This is a genomic window from Halomonas nitroreducens (assembly GCF_003966155.1).
In the GTDB taxonomy this organism is placed as follows: domain Bacteria; phylum Pseudomonadota; class Gammaproteobacteria; order Pseudomonadales; family Halomonadaceae; genus Halomonas; species Halomonas nitroreducens.
On record NZ_RXNS01000025.1, the window covers coordinates 20032 to 40559 of the forward strand.

Below are 20528 nucleotides of genomic sequence, written 5' to 3' on the forward strand. Positions count from 1 at the left end.
GCGCATTGTACCCGGGAGAGGTGGGGTGGGGCCACGTCGGGCCGGCCATGCGTTACACTGGCGCCCTCGATGAACCAAGAGGTGAGCGCGTGACCCTGCTACGTCTGGAACAGCTGCAACTGGCCTACGGTCCCCAGGTGCTCCTCGACGGCGCCGATCTGGTGCTGGAGAAGGGCGAGCGCCTGGCGCTGGTGGGCCGCAACGGGACCGGCAAGTCGACCCTGCTCAAGCTGGTCGCCGGCGAGATCGTCCCCGACGGCGGCAGCATCTGGCGCGCACCCGGCCTCAAGATCGGCGTGCTGGCTCAGGACCTGCCCGATGCCTCTGGCGAGACCATCTTCGACGTGGTGGCCCAGGGCCTGCCCGAGGCCGGGGAGCTGCTCTCGGAATACCACCACCTGGTCCAGCAAGCCGACCCGGACATGGCGCGCATGGCCCAGCTGCAGACCCGCCTCGAGGCCATCGATGGCTGGTCCTTCCACCAGCGCATCGACGTGGTGCTGACCCGCCTGGGGCTGCCCGAGGATGCCGAGATGGCTGAACTGTCCGGCGGCTGGCGGCGCCGGGTCGCGCTGGCCCGGGCTCTGGTGGCCGAGCCCGACCTGCTGCTGCTCGACGAGCCCACCAACCACCTGGACCTGGACACCATCGCCTGGCTCGAGGAACAGCTCGCCGACTTCAACGGCGCGGTGCTCTTCATCACCCACGACCGGGCCTTCCTGTCCCGGCTGGCCACGGCGATCCTCGAGCTCGATCGCGGCCGCCTCGGGCGCTACCCGGGCGACTATGCCCGCTACCAGGAGCAGAAGACCCACGAGCTGGAGGTCGAGGCCCGGGAGAACGCCGAGTTCGACAAGAAGCTGGCCCAGGAGGAAGCCTGGATCCGTCAGGGCATCAAGGCCCGGCGCACCCGCAACGAGGGCCGCGTGCGCGCCCTGCAGCAGATGCGTCGCGAACGCGGCGAGCGCCGCGAGCGCCAGGGGCGCGCCAACCTCTCGGTGGACACCGGCGAGCGCAGCGGCAAGCGGGTGGTGGAGCTCTCTCACGTCACCCAGCGCTATGGCGACGAGACGGTGATCCGCGACCTGAGCCTGGAGATCCAGCGCGGCGATCGCATCGGCTTCATCGGCCGCAACGGCGCCGGCAAGACCACCCTGCTCAAGATCCTGCTCGGCGAGCTCGCGCCCACCGAGGGGCAGGTACGCATGGGCACCAAGCTGCAGGTGGCCTACTTCGACCAGCTGCGTGCCGGGCTGGAGCCGGAGAAGAGCGTCTACGACAATGTCGCCCAAGGCAGCGACCGGGTCACCGTGGGCGGGCGGGACCGCCACGTGATGAGCTACCTGCAGGACTTCCTGTTCACCCCGGAGCGCGCCCGCCAGCCGGTCAAGGCGCTGTCCGGCGGCGAATCCAACCGGCTGCTGCTGGCCAGGCTGTTCACCCAGCCGGCCAACGTGCTGGTGCTCGACGAGCCCACCAACGACCTGGATGTCGAGACCCTGGAGCTGCTCGAGGAGCTGCTGCTCGACTTCGACGGCACCCTGCTGCTGGTCTCCCACGACCGGGCCTTCATGGACAACGTGGTGACCAGCGTGCTGGCCTTCGAGGGCGAGGGCCGGGTCCGCGAATACGTGGGCGGCTACAGCGACTGGGTGCGCCAGGGCGGCAAGCTGCCGCCGGCCCCCTGGGAGGGCGCGGCCCGCCAGGGCGCCGAACCCTCGGCCGAGGCCGCGCCGGCCAGGGCCGAGCCTGTCAGGGCGGCGACCGAGGCGACCCCGGCGACGGCCCCCAAGCGGGTCAAGCTCTCCTACAAGCTGCAGCGCGAACTCGACGCCCTGCCGGCGACGATCGAGCGCCTCGAGGGCGAGGTGGCCGACTTCGAGGCCCGGGTCGGCGCCCCGGCCTTCTACCAGCAGGACAGCGAGACCGTCACCGCGACCCTCCAGGCCCTGAGCGACAAGCAGGCCGAGCTGGAAACCGCCATGGAGCGCTGGATGGAGCTGGAGGCCCAGGCTGCCGGCGAGGCCTGAGCCAAAAAAGGCGCCGCGAGGGCGCCTGATGGAACCAGGAGGGGGAAGGCCTATTCCTCGGCCTCGCCCTCCTTGCCGACACGCACCGCCAGGACATCGCACTTGGCACCGTGCAGCACCCCGGTGGAGGTGGAGCCCAGCAGCAGGGCGAAGCCGTGACGGCCATGGGAGCCGACCACGATCAGGTCGACGCCCTGCTCCTCGGCGAAGCGGTGGATCTCGGTATCGGGCATGCCCACGACCACGTGCTGGTTCTCCTTGGACACGTGGGGATCGGCGATCTCGGCGAGACGCTGCTTGGCGTGCTCGTCGAGCTGGTCCTGGATGCTGGTCAGGTCCATGGGGATATCGCCCCCGTAGGCGAAGCCAAGGGGCTCGAGGGTATGCATGATGGAGAGCCTGGCCTGGTTGCGGTCGGCGATCTGCATCGCGCGTTCCAGCACCTTGTGGGAGTCCTTGGTCAGGTCGACCGCGACCAGGACGTGACGATACTCGTTGCTCATGGCATTGCCTCCGGCAGGGTGTCCAGCGGGTGGTGGAATGCCTTCCACTCTAGGATGCTTGGCGAGCCACGACAACGACTTGCATCAATCTTCGAACAGGAAACGGTTATATGGTCTGGTTGATCATCCTGGGGGTCGTGGGGCTGGTGTTTGCCCCGGCCATGTGGCTGCGCCCGAGTCCAAGACAGCAGCGGCTGATCCAGCTGCGCGAGGCCGCCCGGCATGCCGGGATCATCGTGCGCATCGAGAACTCGCCGCTGCACGACGGCGGCGAGATGCTGCCCGCCTATCGCTGGCCCTATCCCGCCCAGCAGCCGGGGCCGGACTTCGTGCTGGTGCGCGATGCCGTTGCCAGCCAGGCCCTGAAGCGCTACCAGGCCGGCTGGCGCTGGCGGATGGAGCCATTGCGGCCCCTGCCGGACGCCGCCCAGGAACGGCTGCTGGCGCTGCTGGCACGGTTGCCGGAGGATGCGCTGGTGGTGGAGTCGGGGGCGGCGGCGCTGACCCTGTGGTGGGACGAGTCGCTGGATATTGCGTCCCTGGAGTCGCTGGCGGCGGACTTCGCCGAGCTGCGCGACAGCCTGGCCAACCGGCCGGATCGCCCCGGGGCCCATCGCCGCCTGCAATCGCCGCGGGCCTGATCCCCGCCGAGCCGGCGGCGTTCAGGGCTCCTCGCGGGCCTGGATCGCCATGCCGTTGGCCTCGATCCTCGACAGCAGCTCGCTGAGCTGCGCCACCTCCTCGTCGGCGAGGCCGGCGAGCATCTCCCGGCGTGCCTGGCTGACCACGGCATCGATGCGCTCGAGCAATGGCATGGCCGCCTGGGTCAGGAAGATGCGCTTGGTGCGCCGGTCCTGGTCGCAGGGGCGCCGCTCGATGAGCCCCTGCTCGGCGAGCTGGTCGAGGGTGCGCACCAGGGAGGGGGCCTCCACGCCGATCGCCCGGGCGAGGTCACACTGGGGCTGGTCGTCGCCCAGTCGCCACAGGTGGTAGAGGGTGACCCAACGGGTCTGGGTCAGCCCCTCAGGGGCCAGGCGCCGGTCGATGATGGCGCGCCACAGGCGGGGCACGCGGGCAAGCTGGAAGCCGATGTTCTGATGCATGGGACTCTGCATTGCGGGAAAGCCTGGCTGGATTGTCCGGAGCGTTAGCGTGTAATGCAAGTGACACCCTCAGGGCGTCCCGGCGCCGTCCTCGCGCGTCGTGGTTGGCGGCGGCGCGCCCTTATCCGTGTCGCTGGCCGAGGGCCCGGTAGGGCGAGCGATCAGGCGGCGCAGGTCGAGACCGGGAACCCCCGGCGGGGACTGGATCCGGCCGTCGGCGAGGGTCGCCTGTTCCGGCGTCTCGCTGACCCGGAAGCGCAGCACGCCGATGCGTTGCCCGCTGGCAGTCATCACGTCGATCCGCCAGGTTCCCAGCACCGCCTCGGGGAAGTTCTGCTTGTGGGTCCAGGCCCGGTATCCCTCCTCGCGGCCGCCCTTGATCACCAGGGGAATGCGGTCGACCAGCTTGCCCTCGTGGCGCCATTCGTGGACGACCTCCTCGCGCAACCCCCGCGGCGCATGAATCGCCGTATAGGCGTATAGCCCGTGGTCGACCAGCGCCTCGGGGGTCAGGCGCAGGCCGCCCTCCGGAGCCCGGGCTTGCTCATCGAAGCTCGGTGACAGGGCGTGGCCGGACAGCCACAGGCTGGCGGGGGGGACCCATAGGCGGCCGGCCCAGCCGGCGCCGGCGAGCAGCGGCAGCAGGGCCAGCATGGCCAGCCAGCGTCCCCGGGTCATGGGGCGCAGCAGGTGCATCAGGCTCGGCAGGCTGAAGATCACCATGGCGGCCAGCGCCAGCAGCAGGCTCTGGCCGGTGGTCAGGTGGAGCAGGGTCGGCAGCGCCACCAGCACCACCAGGAAGACGCACTGGGCGTGGAAGGCGAAGTACAGCCAGCGGTGGCGATCGGCCAGGCGGTAGTAGAGCGGGTCGAGGATCGACAGCACCGCCAGGCCCAGCATCAGCAGCGTGAACACCGCCTGGCCGCTGGACCACACCGTGGTCGCCAGCAGGAAGGGCAGGGTGAAGAACAGCGTCTCCTGGTGGATCATCTGGGCGATGAAGGTGGTCACACCACGAGGCAGGGTCGGATAGCCCCGTCGCGACAGCAGGCGTCCGATCAGGCTCTCCGAGAGCAGCAGCACCCAGGCCAGCAGCATCCCCAGGGCCAGCATGGCGCCGAGCCACTGCTGGCGCTCCACCAGGAAGAAGCTGCCGACCCCCGCGGCGAAGGCCACCGGCGGCCAGAGCCAGCTCCAGGGCCGAGCGCGCACGGCCAGCCGCTCCAGATGCTGCTGCCAGGCATCGAGACGCCGGCCCTTGGCGGGCGGCGGGGAAGCATCGGACACGGAGCGTTCACTGGACATCCTCGCATCCTACCAGCCCGGCCCCGAGCCCGGGAGTCGCGTCATGGCGACGCCTGGCGGAATGCCGGCACGGGGCTTGACGCCGTCGCCGGACTGGACCAAGCTGTCAAAATCAAACGGCCGTATGAATTCCTGCACGGAGATTCGTGGATGATCTATCAAGGCAACGCCATCACGGTGGCTCGTGGTGACGACGATATCGCCACCCTGACCTTCGACCTGAAGGGCGAGTCGGTCAACAAGCTCTCCACCGCGGTGGTCCAGGAGCTCGATCAGGCGGTGGAGGCCCTGGGTGCCGAGGCCGGCCTGCAGGGCCTGATCCTGGCCAGCGCCAAGGAGGCCTTCATCGTCGGGGCCGACATCACCGAGTTCCACGGCATGTTCGAGAAGGGGCAGGACGAGATCCAGGCCATGCTCGAGCGAGTGCATGGCATCTTCAATGCCCTGGAGGACCTGCCGTTTCCCACCGTCAGTGCGATCAACGGCCTGGCCCTGGGCGGCGGCTGCGAGGTCACCCTGACCACCGACTTCCGGGTCATGGCCGAGACCGCCAGGATCGGCCTGCCCGAGACCAAGCTGGGCATCCTCCCCGGCTGGGGCGGGTGCGTGCGCCTGCCGCGGCTGATCGGTGCCGACAACGCCATCGAGTGGATCGCCGGCGGTACCGAGAACAAGGCCGAGGCCTGCCTCAAGGTCGGTGCCGTCGATGCGGTGGTGACCGCCGAGGCCCTCGAGGCGGCGGCCCGGGACATCCTGGCCCGGGCCAACGCCGGCGAGCTCGACCACCGGGCCCGCCGGGCCGAGAAGACCGGGCCGCTCAAGCTCGACGCCATCGAGCAGATGATGGCCTTCGAGACCGCCAAGGGCTACGTGGCCGGCAAGGCCGGGCCGCACTACCCGGCTCCGGTGGAGGCCATCAAGGTCGTCCAGAAGGGCGCCGGCGAGGAGCGCGCCCGGGCCCAGGCCATCGAGGCCAAGGCCTTCGGCAAGCTGGCGCTCAGCGATGTCTGCTACAACCTGGTCGGCCTGTTCCTCAACGACCAGGTGGTCAAGAAGAAGGGCGCCGGCTACGAGAAGCAGGCCACTGCCATCGACCAGGCCGCGGTGCTGGGCGCCGGGATCATGGGCGGCGGCATCGCCTACCAGAGCGCCTCCAAGGGCACGCCCATCCTGATGAAGGACATCAAGGAGGAGGCCATCGCGCTGGGGCTCAAGGAGTCCCGCAAGCTGTTCGCCAAGCAGGTGGAGCGCGGCAAGCTCTCCGTCGAGCAGATGGCCGAGAGGCTCGCCAACATCCGCCCGACCCTGTCCTACGGCGATTTCGCCCACGTCGACCTGGTGGTCGAGGCCGTGGTCGAGAACCCCAAGGTCAAGGGCGCGGTGCTCGCCGAGGTGGAGGAGCAGGTCGATGATGACACTGTCCTCACCTCCAATACCTCGACCATCTCGATCACCCGCCTGGCCGAGAACCTCAAGCGCCCCGAGAACTTCTGCGGGATGCACTTCTTCAACCCGGTCCACCGCATGCCGCTTGTCGAGGTGATCCGCGGCGAGAAGACCGGCGATGCCGCGGTGGCGGCCACCGTGGCCTACGCCCGCAAGATGGGCAAGACGCCCATCGTGGTCAACGACTGCCCGGGCTTTCTGGTCAACCGCGTGCTCTTCCCCTACTTCGGTGGCTTCAGCCAGCTGATGGCGCAGGGCGCCGACTTCCGGCGGGTCGACAAGGTGATGGAGCGCTTCGGCTGGCCCATGGGCCCGGCCTACCTGCTCGACGTGGTGGGCATGGACACCGCGGTGCATGCCGGCGAGGTGATGGCCGAGGGCTTCCCGGAGCGCATGGGGAGCATGGGCAGCGACAGCGGCAAGAGTGTCATCCAGCTGATGGTCGACCACGACCGCCTGGGCCAGAAGACCGACAAGGGCTTCTATGCCTACGAGGAAGACAAGAAGGGCAAGCCGAAGAAGGTCGTCGACGAGGACGCCATCGCCCTGGTCAAGGACCTGGCCGAGGGCGAGCGCGAGTTCAGCGACGAGGAGATCATCGCGCGCATGATGGTGCCGCTGTGCCTGGAGACCGTGCGCTGCCTGGAGGACGGCATCGTCGGCACGCCCGCCGAGGCCGACATGGCGCTGATCTACGGCATCGGCTTCCCGCCCTTCCGCGGCGGCGCCCTGCGCTACATCGACGCCATGGGCCTCGACGCCTTCGTCGCCCAGGCAGATGAACTGGCCGAGGAGCTGGGGCCGCTCTATGCGCCCACCGACCGGCTTCGCGAGATGGCCCGCGTTGGCGAGCGCTTCTATCAGGATGCCCAGCAGGCCTGATTCACCACGTGCTATTAAGGAGTACGAGTTCGATGAGTTTGAATCCGAGAGACATCGTGGTGGTCGACGGCGTGCGTACCGCCATGGCCAAGGCCAAGAACGGCGCCTTCCGCCACGTGCGTGCCGAGAACCTGTCCGCCGCCGTGATGCAGGCGCTGTTCGACCGCAATCCGGGCCTTGACCCCAAGGAGGTCGACGACGTCATCTGGGGCTGCGTCAACCAGACCCTCGAGCAGGCCATGAACATCGCCCGCAACGCGGCGATCATGACCGGCATCCCGCGCACCGTGCCGGCCCAGACGGTCAACCGCCTGTGCGGCTCCTCGATGAGCGCATTGCATATCGCCGCGGCCAACATCCGCGCCGGCATGGGGGACTTCTACGTGATCGGGGGCGTCGAGCACATGGAGCACGTGCCCATGACTCACGGCGTCGACGTCAACCCGGCGGCCAGCAAACATGCCGCCAAGGCGGCCATGATGATGGGCCTGACCGCCGAGTTGCTGGGCAAGATGCACGGCATCTCCCGGGAAGACCAGGACGCCTTCGGCGTGCGCTCCCACCAGCGCGCCCAGGCTGCCCTGGACAACGGCGGCTTCGACAACGAGATCATCGGCGTCGAGGGCCACGACGACCGCGGCTTCCGCGTCCGGGTGGATCGCGACGAGGTGATCCGCGGCGATGCCAGCCTGGAGAGCATGGCCTCGCTCAAGCCGGTCTTCGATCCGCGGGGCGGCACCGTGACCGCCGGCACCTCCTCGGCGCTGTCGGTAGGCGCCAGCGGCATGGCGGTGATGAGTGCCGAGCGCGCCCAGGCGCTGGGCCTTGCGCCCATCGCCCGGGTGCTGTCCACCGGCGTGGCGGGCTGCGACGCCTCGATCATGGGCTACGGGCCGGTTCCGGCCAGCAAGAAGGCGTTGAAGACCGCCGGGCTGACCATCGACGATATCCAGACCGTGGAGCTCAACGAGGCCTTCGCCGCCCAGTCGCTGCCGGTGCTCAAGGACCTCGGCCTGCGCGATCGCATGGACGAGGCGGTCAACCTTCACGGCGGGGCCATTGCCCTGGGGCACCCGCTGGGTTGCTCCGGGGCGCGCATCAGCACCACCCTGCTCAACGTGATGCGCGAGCAGGACACCACCCTGGGCCTGGCGACCATGTGCATCGGCATGGGGCAGGGCGTGGCCACGGTGTTCGAACGCCTGAAATAGGCGAGTCGCGCTGGCTGCCATGCGGCACCACCACAACGGCACCCTCCGGGGTGCCGTTGTGCGTTTCGCGAGTCAGCGGTCGGACGCCACGGGATCGCCGGCATCGCCGGCACCCGACGGCTGCGCTTCGTCCCCTTCCTGCGCCGGGGCGGCCTCGTTGTCGAGCCAGCCGCGCTCCCGGTAGTAGCGCTTGGCGCCCTCGTGGAGCGGCGCCGAGAGCCCCTCGTGGATCATGCCTTGCGGGGTGAGGTCGGCATAGGCGGGATGCCGGGACTTGAAGGCCTCGAGGTCGTCGAAGACCGCGGCGACGAGGGCATAGACGGCCTCCGGGTCGCTGTCCGCCGAGGCCACCAGGGTGGCGCGGACCCCGAAGGTCTCGACCGCCGGCTGGTCGTCGGCGTAGAGCCCGCCCGGGATGGTGGTATGAGCCAGGTAGGGGGTCTCGGCCACCAGGTGGTCGACCGCCGGGCCGGTCACGTCGACCAGGCGCGCATCGCACAGCCGCACGGCCTGTTCGATGGAGGGATTGGGGTGGCCCACGGTGTAGACCATGGCGTCGATCTTGCCGTGGCAGAGTTCCAGCGACTGCTGGTCGGCGGGCAGCGCGTAGGCGGGCTGGAAGGCGTCGAGTGTCCAGCCCCAGGCCTCGAGCAGGGTCATCATGGTGCCGCGCTGCCCCGATCCCGGATTGCCGACATTCACGGCGTGGCCCTTGAGGTCGGCGAAGCCCTGGATACCACTACGGCGGCGGGCCACCAGGGTGAAGGGCTCGCCGTGCAGCGACATGACGGCCCGCAGCGTGGGGTCCGGTCCCGCGCCCGTGAAGCCCCGGGTGCCGCTGACGGCATAGTGCTGGAGGTCCGACTGGGCCAGGGCGACGGTTACCTCGCCGGTCCGCACCGCCTCGAGATTGGCGGCGGAGCCATCGCTGGTGCGCGCCTCGCAGGGGACATCGAGCAGCCGGCAGAGGGTGCGGCCGGTGGCATGGTAGACCCCGGCAGGGCTCGCGGTGGCGATGACGATGGTCGCGGCGTCGTCCTGGGCCTGCACGGGCGGCCACGCCAGGACACCCAGCAGCAGCAGGGCAGGGCGCAGCCTGGGACGAGCCGGGGCGATGGCCTGCGGCGACCTCGTCCGAGGGGATTGCATGGCGCACCTCCTGAGCAGGCGACGACACAACGGGCGTCGATAGCCTCAGCATAGCCATGCCCCCTAGAGGATGCCGCCGTCGAGCCCTGCGGCCAGATAGAGCCCCAGCTCCTCGGCCTGGTCGACGAAGGCCTCCTGCCACTCGCCGCGGAGAATGAGCGGCTCCTGCACCCAGCGCCAGCGCAGCCCCGTGACGATCCCCTCCACGGCGCGGCGGGTGCCGGTGCCGTCGCGCCCGGCGCGCACGTAGAGCGCGCAGGGCAGGCCCTGCTTCTCCTCCAGCACGGCATAGTAGCTGCGGTCGAAGAAGTCCTTCAGCGCGCCGCTCATGTAGCCCAGGTTCTCGGTGGTGCCGAGCAGGATGGCGTCGCAGGCCAGCACGTCCTCGGGGCCGGCCTCCAGCGGCGCCTTGACCACCACCTCGACGTCCTCGATGTCGGGGTGGCGGGCACCGCGCTCGGCGGCCTCGCGCAGGCGTCGGGTATTGGCAGAAGGCGCATGGGCCACGATCAGCAGTCGCTTCATCCTCTTCCTCCGGTTGAAGACGCGGCTCGCCGCCATCATGCCATGGCAGGGCGTCGTTGACAGTCTCGCGAGCCTCGCCGCCTTCGGGAGGCGGCAAGTCAGGCTGAGTTCACCCGGGACTCGACAATCCGTGAGCCGTCTACTTCTCCCACCACTCGTTCTGAATCTGAGCGAGAGAGAAGCTTCTGCGGCTTCTGACGTCTTGGTAGAACCTTGTCAGCCGAGGGAAGGTGTCCCCGTGAACCCAGTCGGTATAGCCCAGCAGGTCAAGCCGCGAGAGGACCACCGTCCAGATTACATCGGCCAGGGAATAGGTGTCGCCAAGCAGGAAGGTGTTGTCGTTCAGCTGCTTCTCGGCAAACGACAGGGACTCCACAGCCTTTCGCTCGATATCCTTGATATGGTGCTCGTCTACCCGGAAGCTCTTGCTCTTTTCTGACCTTTCGGCGCTTGCCTGGTAGCTGTCCTTGAGTTCGGGGTGTTGTTCAGCCAGCAACCGCGATTTGTTGATGCGGGCATCCAGGATCTTCTCGGATTTCGCCATGGAAGGGTGGCGAGCATAGCTGAGGATCTGAAGGTCGATCCCGTCCGCCCGGTCAATCAGCTCCTCCATCCGCTGAAGTTGTTCTTTGCTGGCGGGGAGAAGCGAGTTGCCTTCCGGCAGCGGAGCGATAAACCGTATGATTCTGGCAGAGTCTGTCACTACCTCCGTCGAGTCATCGTGTGACTCGAGGGTGGGGATGACGCCCTTGGGGTTCAGCTTGATATACCAGGGATCGAGTTGTTCCTGATCCCGGACAATATCGATCACTCGACCCGACCAGTCGAGTCCTTTCTCTACCAGTGCCAGGCGAACCTTCATGGAGCAAACGGAAAGCGGGTGATGGTATAGCGTCAGTGAAGGCATGGCGTCGATCCCGGGGGGCGTGAACGTGGGGTAAAGGGGAAGAAGGAAGGTCAGGCCAGGGAGCTCGATGGTCGACAGAAGCCCGCATGCGAAAGCGCATAAGGTCGCATCGGGGCCTTCCGGCAGCCGCTGGTATCGCCAACGGCTGCCCGTAAAACGACCGTCTTACCAGCCCATGTGATAGTAGGCCCAGATACGCTCGATATTCATCGGCAGCCATTCGTCGTAGTAGCGCCAATGCTCGTACTCTGGGAGAGTAATGGTTTCCTTGAGCTCATCCGGGCTATGGGTGCCGGCGTCCATGGCCTCCTTGACGGCCGCCATCAGGTCCTCCAGGTAGTGGCGCTGTTCCGCGACCACCGCGGCCGGATCAATGGCGGGCTGATCTGCCGGGCCATGCGCCGAGATGACGTAATCGAAATCCATCTGCTCGATTTCCTGGAGCGAGCGGATCCACTCGTCGGGCCAGAAGTCGGGCATGTTCCGGAAGGCCACCCGGCGCGGGGTGACGATATCGACGATGAACAGGATCTTCTCTTCCGGTAGACGCATCACCACCAGACTGTCGCCATGGTTGGGACCGAAGTAGCTGAGCTCCACCGTTCTGCCGCCCAGCTCCAGGGTATAGGTATCATCGAAGGTGATATCCGGGGAGGGGATGACGGGGCTTGGATGGTCGCCCAGCTCTCGCTGCACGTTCTCGTGAGCGATGAATGCCGCGCCTTCGTCCTCGAAGACTGTCCCCCCCGAGATATGGTCATGGTGGTTGTGGCTGTAGATGACGTATTTGACGGGCTTGTCGGTGATCTTGCCGATCTCGTCGCGCAATAGCTCGGCGGCCCTGGGGTTCAGGGGGTCCGTCACGATAACGCCCTCATCGGTCACGAGGAAGACATTCCGGTAGACCCACCAGCGGAACACGTAGAGGCCGTCACCGATTTCCTTCACACTATGCCCGAATGCCTGGCCACCCATCGGCTCCTGGGTGGGGAAGCTATTCGACATGGCGACCGGAGAAAAGAACAGGCTGATCAGCAGTAGCAAATGGAAAAATCGTTGTTTCATGGTGCTATCCTTCCGCTCGAAATGATCATGAAGTGAGGCTCACTTGCCAAAAGTCATCTGCTTCAGCACATGATCTTTCTTGATAAAGTGATGATGCAGCGCTGCACCGACGTGGCCGAGTGTGGCCAACACCAGCAGGATCCAGACGGCTCTATGAATGCTGCGGGCAAGTTCCGCCAGGCCGGGATTCTTGTCGAGAAGGATCGGGAACTCGAAAAGACCAAAGACGCTGACCGGGATGCCCCCGGCCTGCGACATGAGGATGCCCGAGAGCGGCTGCAAGAACATCAGGAGATACAGCACCCCATGCATGCCCTTGGCCAGGATGGCCTGAACCATCGTGGTGCTGTCGGGGAGCTTTGGTGTCTCGTTGATCAGCCGCCACAAGAGGCGCAGCAGGATCAGTGCCAGCAGGAGGGCGCCAAACGACTTGTGCATACCGGCCGCCTGGAGTTTCTCCGGTCCTTTTGGCAGCGCAGCGAGCAGGTTGCCCATGACGATGGAAGAGGCCAGCATCAGCAACAGCAACCAGTGGAAGGTTTTCGCGACGATGCCATAGCTGATGGCCGTATTCTTTAACACGATATGTCTCCCAGTGGGTTGTGCATGTTGCTGTGCCGTGAAATCGCTTGATGACCTGGACTCAATCTCGGTCGAAGCACATGAAAAGGAGTCTAGTGGCTTGCCCTTTGTGCATAAACATGGTAACGAGAAACAAACTGTTTCCCGATTTTAGCCAATATGACGATTCTTCCCTATTTGGAGACATTTGCAGCCGTCGTGGACAATGGCAGTTTTACGGCGGCGGCCCAGGCTTTGGGGGTTTCCAAGCCTGTCGTCAGCAAGCAGGTTGCGTTGCTGGAGAAGCATCTGGGAGTGCAGCTCTTACATCGGACGACCCGGCGCTTACATCTCACCCAGGCGGGTGAGATGTTTGTTGTCCATGCCCGGAAAATCATGTCCGACGTTCACGAGGCTGAGCAATCCATTGTTCCCCTTCAAAGCGAGCCACAGGGGAGGTTGCGAATCTCGGCCCCTGAGAGCCTGGCGATGTTCCTGCTGGCCGAAGCCCTTCCGGCATTTCAGGAGAAATATCCCAAGCTCGAGCTGGATATCCGTATCACGGGCCGTTTTGTCGATCTGGTAGAAGAAGGGATCGATGTGGCGCTTCGGGTTGGCGAGCTACAGGATTCGAGCCTCATGGCACGGAGGCTGATGTCATGCCGGTTTCACGTTTGTGCATCAGCCGGTTATCTACAAAGGTATGGACGCCCAACGAATCCCGATGAGCTCGCGGGACACAACTGTCTGATCTATTCACAGGGGCAAAACCCGGACAGCTGGTTCTTCCAGGACGAGCAGCGAAAGGGTATCAATGTCAAGGTGAAGGGAGGCCTCCATTCGGAAAATGGGAATATATTACTGAGCGCCGCGCTGGATGGCATCGGCATACTCAGGGCGCCGACATTCATGGTGTCGAATGCCTTGAAGCAAGGCCAGCTGGAAACGCTTCTCGACGATTATATGCCGACCAGTACCGGCTTATATGCCGTGTTTCCCAACACTAAGTTTGTCTCGCAGAAAGTGCGGACGCTTGTGGATTACCTTGTTGAAGCATGGAGTCACGACGAGACTGCATAAGAACGAGTGACTTTCATGTGTCATCCTGCGAATCCATCCCGGCGATGGAGGACACACTGGTCGGCCCTGTGGGCTGGACTCATTCACTGCTTCTCCTGCAGTAGTGGGCGTCTCGGTGATATGAACAAGTCCTTCTGAGCGCCTTGATTCCCACCTCGCTGTCCGGGTGGCGGGCGCCGCGCTCGGCGGCCTCGCGCAGGCGCCGGGTATTGGCAGAGGGCGCATGGGCCACGATCAGCAGTCGCTTCCTCCTCTTCCTCCGGTTGAAGACGCGGCTCGCCGCCATCATGCCATGGCAGGGCGTCGTTGACAGGCGTCGACCGGTTGCCGACGCTGAAATCGCCAACCCGTTCCTTCAGGGAGGACCCAACCCATGGCCTTTGCCTTCTCGAAGATGCAGGTGGAAAGCTCCGCTTTCCGGGACAGGGGCGAGATCCCCATCAAGTACACCGGCGAAGGGGACGACCTCTCGCCGCCGCTGAGCTGGTCGAACGCCCCGGAGGAGACCAAGAGCTTCGCGGTGATCTGCCATGATCCGGATGCGCCCCTCGTGCAGCACGGCAGCTATGGCTTCGTGCACTGGGTGCTCTATAACCTGCCCACCGCCGACACCTCGCTGAAGGAGGCCACCGCGGCGGGCACGCGCGGGCGCAACGACTTCAACCGCAACGGCTACGGTGGTCCCATGCCCCCCGAGGGCCACGGCCTGCACCACTACTATTTCTGGGTGCTGGCGCTGGACAAGGCCACTGCCCTGCCCGAGGGGATCTCGATGATCGAGCTGCTCAAGCAGGTCGAGCCCCACCTGATCGGCATGAATCGCCTGATCGGCACCTACCGCCGCGACTGATCGGCGGCCGGGATCCCGCGCCGCCGGCGCGGGGTCAGCTCGCGGCCACCTCGCCAGGCTCCGGGGCGGCCACGTCCTCGTTCTGGGTGACGATACGCTCGAGCTCCTCGCAGAAGGCATCCAGCGCCTCGCTGTTGTGTCCCGGGCGGCGATGCAACTCGATCTCCACCTGGCCCAGTGGCGGCAGGCCTTCCTCATCACCGACGATCCGGCAACCCGTCGGAATGCTGCGTGGCGTCTTCACGGTCACGGCCAGCCCCGCCTGCACCGGCAGGTTGATGCCGGTGGGAGACTGGCTGGTGTAGCTCGCTTCCCAGCGCCGCTCCTCTCGGCCCAGGGCCGAGAGCGCATGGGCCCGGAAGATGCAGCCCTCCGGGTTGAGAGCCAGCGGCAGCGTCTCCCATTGATCCACTCGGCAGTCCTCGGCCACCACCCAGACCATGGGCTCCCAGCCCAGCAGCTGGCCGGACTGGGTGGGCATGTGGCGGATCGACAGCACCACGTCCAGCAGCCCCTCCTGGAACTGGCGCACCAGGTCGGCGCTGATATCGCAGTGCAGCTCCAGGCGGGTATCGGGGAAGCGCCGGGCATGACGGGGCAACAACTCGGGCAGGTAGGCGCTGGCCTGCTCCTCGGAGGTGGCGAAGCGGATCAGCTCGCCGCGGCTCTCCTCGCCGAGGGCCTCGCGAGCCTCGTCCTCCAGCTTGAGCATGTGCCGGGCATAGGGCAGCAGCCGCTCCCCATGGGCGGTGAGCAGCACGCTGCGGCTGGTGCGCTCGAACATCGCCTGGCCCATCTGGTCCTCGAGCCGCTTGATCTGCAGGCTCACCGCCGACTGGGTGCGATGCAGCACCTTGCCGGCGGCACTGAATCCCTGGCACTCGGCCACGGTGACGAAGGTGCGGAGTAGCGCGGTATCCATTATTGATGAGCCTTTGAAATTGGTTGTATCTCAATCATTCATTTTTATTATGAGGTGATGGGTTCTAAGGTGTCTAGCGTGTATTCGGAATCGGAGATCCTTCATGCCTGTAGACACCTCGGTCAATGCGCACGACGCTTCCCTTCAGGGGCTCATCGATCTAGCCCGCTATCCCCTCGATGACCTCGACGGCGCGGCGGGGCGCGAGCTGATCGACCGCTGCCGCCGCCAGCTGGAGGTGGACGGCTGCGTGGTGCTCAAGAACTTCGTTCCCGAGGCGGCCCTGGCGCGCCTGGAGCGCGAGACCGAGCGGCTCTCGCCGGCGGCCCACTACAACCAGACCGAGACCAACCCCTACAACAGCGCTGCCGATCCCGACAAGCCGGCCCACCACCCGGTGAACCGCTTCGACGACCGCACCAACGGCTTCGTCGCCGGCGACCGCATCGGCGACGAGACCATCATCCGCCAGGTCTACCAGAACGCGGATTTCCAGCGCTTCATCGCTACGGTGGTGGGCATGGAAGACATTCACCAGTATGCCGACCCGCTGGCCGACCTGGTGGTCAACGTGCTGCGCGAGGGTTGTCAGCATCCCTGGCACTACGACACCAACGAATTCATCGTCACCATGATGACCCGCCAGTCCCACGGCGGCGGCCGCTTCGAGTATGCCCCGGGCATCCGCAGCCCCGAAGGCGAGAACTTCGAGGAGGTCGAGCAGGTTATCGACGGCGATCGCTCGCGGCTCAAGTCCCTGGACCTCCAGCCTGGCGATCTGCAGATCTTCTTCGGGCGCTATTCGCTGCACCGGGTCACCCCGGTGGAAGGTAACAAGGAGCGTCACACCGTGATCTTCGCCTATGCCAAGGAGCCGGGCTTCATCGGGCGTCCCGAGCGTGCCCAGCGCATCTTCGGTCGCATGGCACCGGTGCACGAGCGGCTGCTAAAGGAAGGCATGCAGCGCAGCGACGCCCTGGCCGACTGAATCGCCTTCGCCATTTTTCCCGCTCCTGCCTCCGCGGGATGCCCCATACCGACAACGGAAAGAACTGGACCCTGATATGAGTATCGTGGATTTCGAGAAGCTGACCGACAACGAGCCGGAGCGGATTCCGGTGGTGCCGTCGGCGCCCATGGCCAACGGCGACAGCATCCCCACCGCCTTCGACCCCAAGCAGCTGCGGGCCGGTCGCCTGCAGCGCCTGCGCGCCATGATGGCCGAGCAGGGCTACGCCGCGGTGGTGCTCTTCGACCCCTACAACCAGCGCTATGCCACCGGCTCGCGCAACATGTTCGGCTACTTCCTGCGCAATTCCACCCGCTACATCTACGTGCCGCTCGACGGCCCGGTGATCCTCTTCGAGTACCCGGGCAGCGCTCACGTCTCCACCTGGCTGGAGACCATCGACGAGTCGCGGACCTCCAAGGTGGTGTGGTCCGCGGTCAACCAGCGCGACAACCTCTCCTCCGATCCCTTCGGCATCGAGATCGCCGAGCTGATCGAGGAGCACGGCCGCGGCAACAGGAAGATCGGCCTCGATCGCTGCGCCCTGAACCTGGCGCGTTCGCTGGAGGCCCAGGGCCTGGAGGTCTTCGACTGCATGCAGGACACCCTGCACTGCCGGCGTATCAAGACCCCGGAAGAGGTGGCCTGCCTGGCCCAGTCCATGGCCGGTAGCGAGGCCGCCGTGGCCGAGGTGGAGGCCGCCATCAAGCCGGGCGTCACCGAGAACGAGCTGTTCGCCATCATGTACGGCGATGTCATCCGCCAGGGCGGCGAGTTCATCGAGACTCGCCTGCTGTCCTCGGGGCCGCGCACCAACCCCTGGTTCAACGAGGCAAGCGATAGGGTGATCCGTCCCGGCGAGCTGGTGGCCCTGGACACCGACACCATCGGCTGCCATGGCTACTACTCCGACTTCTCGCGCACCTTCCACGTCGGCCCCGGCAAGCCGAGCGCCTACCAGAAGCACCTGTACCGCATGGCCTATGACCAGGTGCACCACAACATGGGCATCCTCAAGCCGGGCATGAGCTACCGCGAGATCGCCGAGCAGGCCTGGAAGATCCCCGAGCGCTTCCTCGACCGCCGCTACCCGTCGATTATCCACGGCGTGGGCATGCACGGCGAGACGCCTCTGGTGGCCCACCACATGGACTTCGACCGCTTCTCCAAGGACGGCATCCTGGAGCCCGGCATGGTCGTCTCCGTGGAAAGCTATATCGGCGAGGTCGGCGCCGCCGACGGCGTCAAGCTGGAGGAAGAGGTGCTGGTCACCGAGACCGGCATCGAGAAGCTCTCGCGCTATCCCTTCGACGAGGCCCTGCTCGACCAGGAAGTCTGAGAACGCCACCGCTCAGTAGTGCTGTGCCAACGAATCCAAGAGAGACCCCATGACAGACATCCCCCACTGGATCGCCGGCGAGCGCGTGGCCGGCGGCCGCCCGCTCGACGTGTTCAACCCGGCCACCGGCGAGGCCATCCGCCAGGTGACCCTGGGTGACGCGGCCACCGTGGAACAGGCCATCGCCGCCGCCCGCGAGGCCCAGCCGGCCTGGCGCGACCTGCCGCCCGCCAAGCGCGCCCAGGTGATGTTCCGCTTCAAGATGCTGCTCGAGCGCGATGCCGACGAGATCTGCCGGATCGTCGCCGAGGAGCACGGCAAGGTGCTCGAGGACGCCATGGGCGAGCTCAAGCGCGGCATCGAGAACGTCGAGTACGCCTGCGGCGTGCCGGAGCTGCTCAAGGGCGAGTATTCCCACAACGCCGGCCCGGGCATCGACACCTGGTCCAACCACCAGCCGCTGGGCGTCGTGGCCGGCATCACGCCGTTCAACTTCCCGGCCATGGTGCCGCTGTGGATGTACCCCATGGCCATCGCCTGCGGCAACGCCTTCATCCTCAAGCCCTCCGAGCAGGTGCCTTCGGCCGCGCTCAAGATGGCCGAGTTGCTCGACGAGGCGGGCCTGCCGCGCGGCATCTTCAACGTGGTCCATGGCGACCGCGAGGCCGTGGAGGCGCTGATCGACGCGCCGGACGTCAAGGCGCTGTCCTTCGTCGGCTCCACGCCGGTGGCCAAGGCCATCTACCGGCGCGGCGCCGACAACGGCAAGCGCGTCCAGGCCCTGGGCGGCGCCAAGAACCATGCCGTGGTGCTGCCCGACGCCGACCTGGACAATGCCGCCAGCACCCTGATCGGGGCCGCCTTTGGGAGCGCCGGCGAGCGCTGCATGGCGATCTCCGTGGCCGTCTGCGTGGGCGACGACACCGCCGACGCCCTGGTCGGCAAGCTCGCCGACCAGGCCCGCACCCTGAAGATCGGCCCCGGCACCGAGCGCGGCCTCGACATGGGCGCCCTGGTCAATGCCGCGCATCGCGACAAGGTCGCCGGCTACATCGCCCAGGGCGAGCAGGCCGGCGCCGAGCTGGTGATCGACGGCCGCACCCATCCGCTGGTCGAGGGGTCGCCGGGCTACTTCCTCGGCGCCACCCTGTTCGATCGGGTGACCCCGGCGATGGACATCTATCGCGACGAGATCTTCGGCCCGGTGCTGTGCGTGGTCCGCGTCGAGACCTTCGAGGAGGCCATCGCGCTGATCAACGCCCACCAGTACGGCAACGGCACCTGCGTCTTCACCCGCGATGGCGAGGCCGGCCGCCGCTTCAGCGATGCCATCGAGGTGGGCATGGTCGGCATCAACGTGCCGCTGCCCGTGCCGGTGGCCTTCCACAGCTTCGGCGGCTGGAAGGAATCGCTGTTCGGCGACCTGCACGCCTACGGCCCCGACGCGGTGCGCTTCTACACCCGCCGCAAGGCCGTCTCCCAGCGCTGGCCGCAGCGCGCGGAGCAGGAGACCGCGCAGTTCAACTTCCCGTCGAACTGACCGTGTCGGACTGACCGTGTCTCTACGGCTCCTTGGTGGGCCGGTACCCATGACGCCCCCGTGCCCTGCAGCGCGGAGGCGTCGTCGTTTGCCGAGGCTCGATGTCGGAAAAGTGTCCCGAGGTGGCGTCTTCCTGCCGCTCGAGAGGAGGGGGAGCATGGTTTGATGTGCCGCACATTCTTGCCCGGTCGACCTCGCCGATGATCGCTCGACTCGCCCCTGAACACCGCCAGGCTCGGCACGCTCCCTACCTGCACTTCCTCGAGGCCCTGCGCGACGCCGACTTCGAGGGCGACATCGCCCCCGACTACGCCAACCGCACGGTGCTGGCCACCGACAACTCCCTCTACCAGCGCCTGCCCCAGGCGGTGCTCTATCCGAGGGGCGCCGAGGACCTGGAGCGCATCGCCCGGCTGGCCGGCCGCGACGACTTCCGCCGGGTAGTGCTGGCGCCCCGCGGCGGCGGCACCGGCACCAACGGCCAGTCGCTCACCGACGGCCTGGTGGTGGATGTCTCCAAGCACATGACCGCCATCCTCGACATCGACGTCGCGGCCCGCCGGGTGCGGGTCCAGGCCGGGGTGGTCAAGGACCAGCTCAACGCCGCGCTCAAGCCCTTTGGGCTGTTCTTCGCCCCGGAGCTCTCCACCTCGAATCGCGCCACCCTCGGCGGCATGATCGCCACCGACGCCAGTGGCCAGGGCAGCTGCGAGTACGGCAAGACCCGCGATCACGTCCTCGCGCTCGACAGCGTGCTGCTCGGCGGCGAGCGGCTGACCACCCGGCCGGTGGACGAGGCCGAGCTCGACGCCCTGTGCGAGCGCGACGACGCCGTGGGCCGGGTGCATCGGGAGGCCCGGGCGATCATCGACACCGAGCGCGAGCGCATCCGCGACACCTTCCCGCCGCTCAACCGCTGCCTGACCGGCTATGACCTGGCGCACCTGCGCACCGTGGACGGCAAGTTCGACCTCAACAGCGTGCTGTGCGGCGCCGAGGGGTCGCTGGCCTTCACCAGCGAGGCGGTGCTCAATGTGCTGCCGATCCCCGCCCACTCGACCCTGGTCAACGTGCGCTACGCGGGCTTCATGGACGCGCTGC

General features: G+C 66.7%; 19 protein-coding genes. 10 read left to right on the forward strand and 9 right to left on the reverse strand.

Annotated features, from left to right (window positions below):
* The first annotated feature begins 89 nt into the window (after nucleotides 1–89).
* Entirely contained in the window at nucleotides 90–2030 is a 1941-nt protein-coding gene (locus EKG36_RS19140; protein ID WP_126486878.1) for an ATP-binding cassette domain-containing protein, read from the forward strand.
* Between the two features lie 50 nt (nucleotides 2031–2080).
* Here the strand turns inward: EKG36_RS19140 and EKG36_RS19145 are convergent, their stop codons facing one another.
* Nucleotides 2081–2533, reverse strand: coding sequence for a universal stress protein (locus EKG36_RS19145; protein ID WP_126486879.1), 453 nt, complete (start codon nucleotides 2531–2533; stop codon nucleotides 2081–2083).
* 110 nt (nucleotides 2534–2643) lie between these two features.
* On the opposite strand from EKG36_RS19145, the gene EKG36_RS19150 reads away from it, so the two are divergent.
* Nucleotides 2644–3174, forward strand: coding sequence for a preprotein translocase subunit YajC (locus EKG36_RS19150; RefSeq protein WP_126486880.1), 531 nt, complete (start codon nucleotides 2644–2646; stop codon nucleotides 3172–3174).
* A 21-nt stretch (nucleotides 3175–3195) separates the two neighbouring features.
* Here EKG36_RS19150 and slyA read toward each other — a convergent pair whose 3' ends face one another.
* Nucleotides 3196–3636 (reverse strand): transcriptional regulator SlyA, encoded by a 441-nt coding sequence (gene slyA / locus EKG36_RS19155; RefSeq protein ID WP_126486881.1) that lies wholly within the window; start codon nucleotides 3634–3636, stop codon nucleotides 3196–3198.
* A 69-nt stretch (nucleotides 3637–3705) separates the two neighbouring features.
* Nucleotides 3706–4941, reverse strand: a complete 1236-nt coding sequence (locus EKG36_RS19160; protein WP_126486882.1) for a DUF5924 family protein — start codon at nucleotides 4939–4941, stop codon at nucleotides 3706–3708.
* A 150-nt stretch (nucleotides 4942–5091) separates the two neighbouring features.
* On the opposite strand from EKG36_RS19160, the gene fadB reads away from it, so the two are divergent.
* Nucleotides 5092–7269, forward strand: a complete 2178-nt coding sequence (fadB, locus tag EKG36_RS19165) for a fatty acid oxidation complex subunit alpha FadB (RefSeq protein ID WP_126486883.1) — start codon at nucleotides 5092–5094, stop codon at nucleotides 7267–7269.
* Nucleotides 7270–7301: 32 nt separating this feature from the next.
* On the forward strand, nucleotides 7302–8480 hold the full coding sequence (gene fadA / locus EKG36_RS19170; RefSeq protein ID WP_126486884.1) for an acetyl-CoA C-acyltransferase FadA: 1179 nt from the start codon (nucleotides 7302–7304) through the stop codon (nucleotides 8478–8480).
* Between the two features lie 72 nt (nucleotides 8481–8552).
* Here fadA and EKG36_RS19175 read toward each other — a convergent pair whose 3' ends face one another.
* From EKG36_RS19175 to EKG36_RS19195, 5 genes are all read right to left on the reverse strand, one after another.
* Complete coding sequence (locus EKG36_RS19175; RefSeq protein ID WP_126486885.1) at nucleotides 8553–9629, reverse strand: TAXI family TRAP transporter solute-binding subunit; 1077 nt, start codon at nucleotides 9627–9629, stop codon at nucleotides 8553–8555.
* 63 nt (nucleotides 9630–9692) lie between these two features.
* Entirely contained in the window at nucleotides 9693–10154 is a 462-nt protein-coding gene (locus tag EKG36_RS19180) for a flavodoxin family protein (RefSeq protein ID WP_126486886.1), read from the reverse strand.
* Nucleotides 10155–10293: 139 nt separating this feature from the next.
* Nucleotides 10294–11061: a glutathione S-transferase family protein gene (locus EKG36_RS19185; RefSeq protein WP_126486887.1), complete on the reverse strand. Its 768-nt coding sequence runs from the start codon at nucleotides 11059–11061 to the stop codon at nucleotides 10294–10296.
* Between the two features lie 165 nt (nucleotides 11062–11226).
* Entirely contained in the window at nucleotides 11227–12126 is a 900-nt protein-coding gene (locus tag EKG36_RS19190) for an MBL fold metallo-hydrolase (RefSeq protein ID WP_126486888.1), read from the reverse strand.
* 39 nt (nucleotides 12127–12165) lie between these two features.
* A complete protein-coding gene (locus tag EKG36_RS19195) occupies nucleotides 12166–12708 on the reverse strand; it encodes a cytochrome b (protein WP_126486889.1) in 543 nt (180 codons plus the stop codon).
* Nucleotides 12709–12867: 159 nt separating this feature from the next.
* Here EKG36_RS19195 and EKG36_RS19200 point away from each other — a divergent pair, with 159 nt between their 5' ends.
* Both EKG36_RS19200 and EKG36_RS19210 read left to right on the forward strand, forming a co-directional pair.
* Nucleotides 12868–13767, forward strand: coding sequence for a LysR family transcriptional regulator (locus tag EKG36_RS19200; protein ID WP_126486890.1), 900 nt, complete (start codon nucleotides 12868–12870; stop codon nucleotides 13765–13767).
* 373 nt (nucleotides 13768–14140) lie between these two features.
* Nucleotides 14141–14617 (forward strand): YbhB/YbcL family Raf kinase inhibitor-like protein, encoded by a 477-nt coding sequence (locus EKG36_RS19210; RefSeq protein ID WP_126486892.1) that lies wholly within the window; start codon nucleotides 14141–14143, stop codon nucleotides 14615–14617.
* Nucleotides 14618–14651: 34 nt separating this feature from the next.
* On the opposite strand, the gene EKG36_RS19215 is transcribed toward EKG36_RS19210, so the two are convergent.
* Entirely contained in the window at nucleotides 14652–15539 is an 888-nt protein-coding gene (locus EKG36_RS19215; RefSeq protein WP_126486893.1) for a LysR family transcriptional regulator, read from the reverse strand.
* Nucleotides 15540–15642: 103 nt separating this feature from the next.
* On the opposite strand from EKG36_RS19215, the gene EKG36_RS19220 reads away from it, so the two are divergent.
* The 4 genes from EKG36_RS19220 to EKG36_RS19235 all read left to right on the forward strand — a co-directional run.
* Nucleotides 15643–16527 carry a HalD/BesD family halogenase gene (locus EKG36_RS19220; protein ID WP_126486894.1) on the forward strand — a complete coding sequence of 295 codons (885 nt, stop codon included), beginning with the start codon at nucleotides 15643–15645 and terminating at the stop codon, nucleotides 16525–16527.
* A 76-nt stretch (nucleotides 16528–16603) separates the two neighbouring features.
* Nucleotides 16604–17887 (forward strand): M24 family metallopeptidase, encoded by a 1284-nt coding sequence (locus EKG36_RS19225; protein ID WP_126486895.1) that lies wholly within the window; start codon nucleotides 16604–16606, stop codon nucleotides 17885–17887.
* A gap of 49 nt (nucleotides 17888–17936) precedes the next feature.
* Entirely contained in the window at nucleotides 17937–19427 is a 1491-nt protein-coding gene (locus tag EKG36_RS19230; RefSeq protein WP_126486896.1) for a CoA-acylating methylmalonate-semialdehyde dehydrogenase, read from the forward strand.
* Between the two features lie 200 nt (nucleotides 19428–19627).
* On the forward strand, nucleotides 19628–20528 hold a 901-nt coding region (locus EKG36_RS19235; protein ID WP_148113490.1), incomplete at its 3' end, for an FAD-binding oxidoreductase.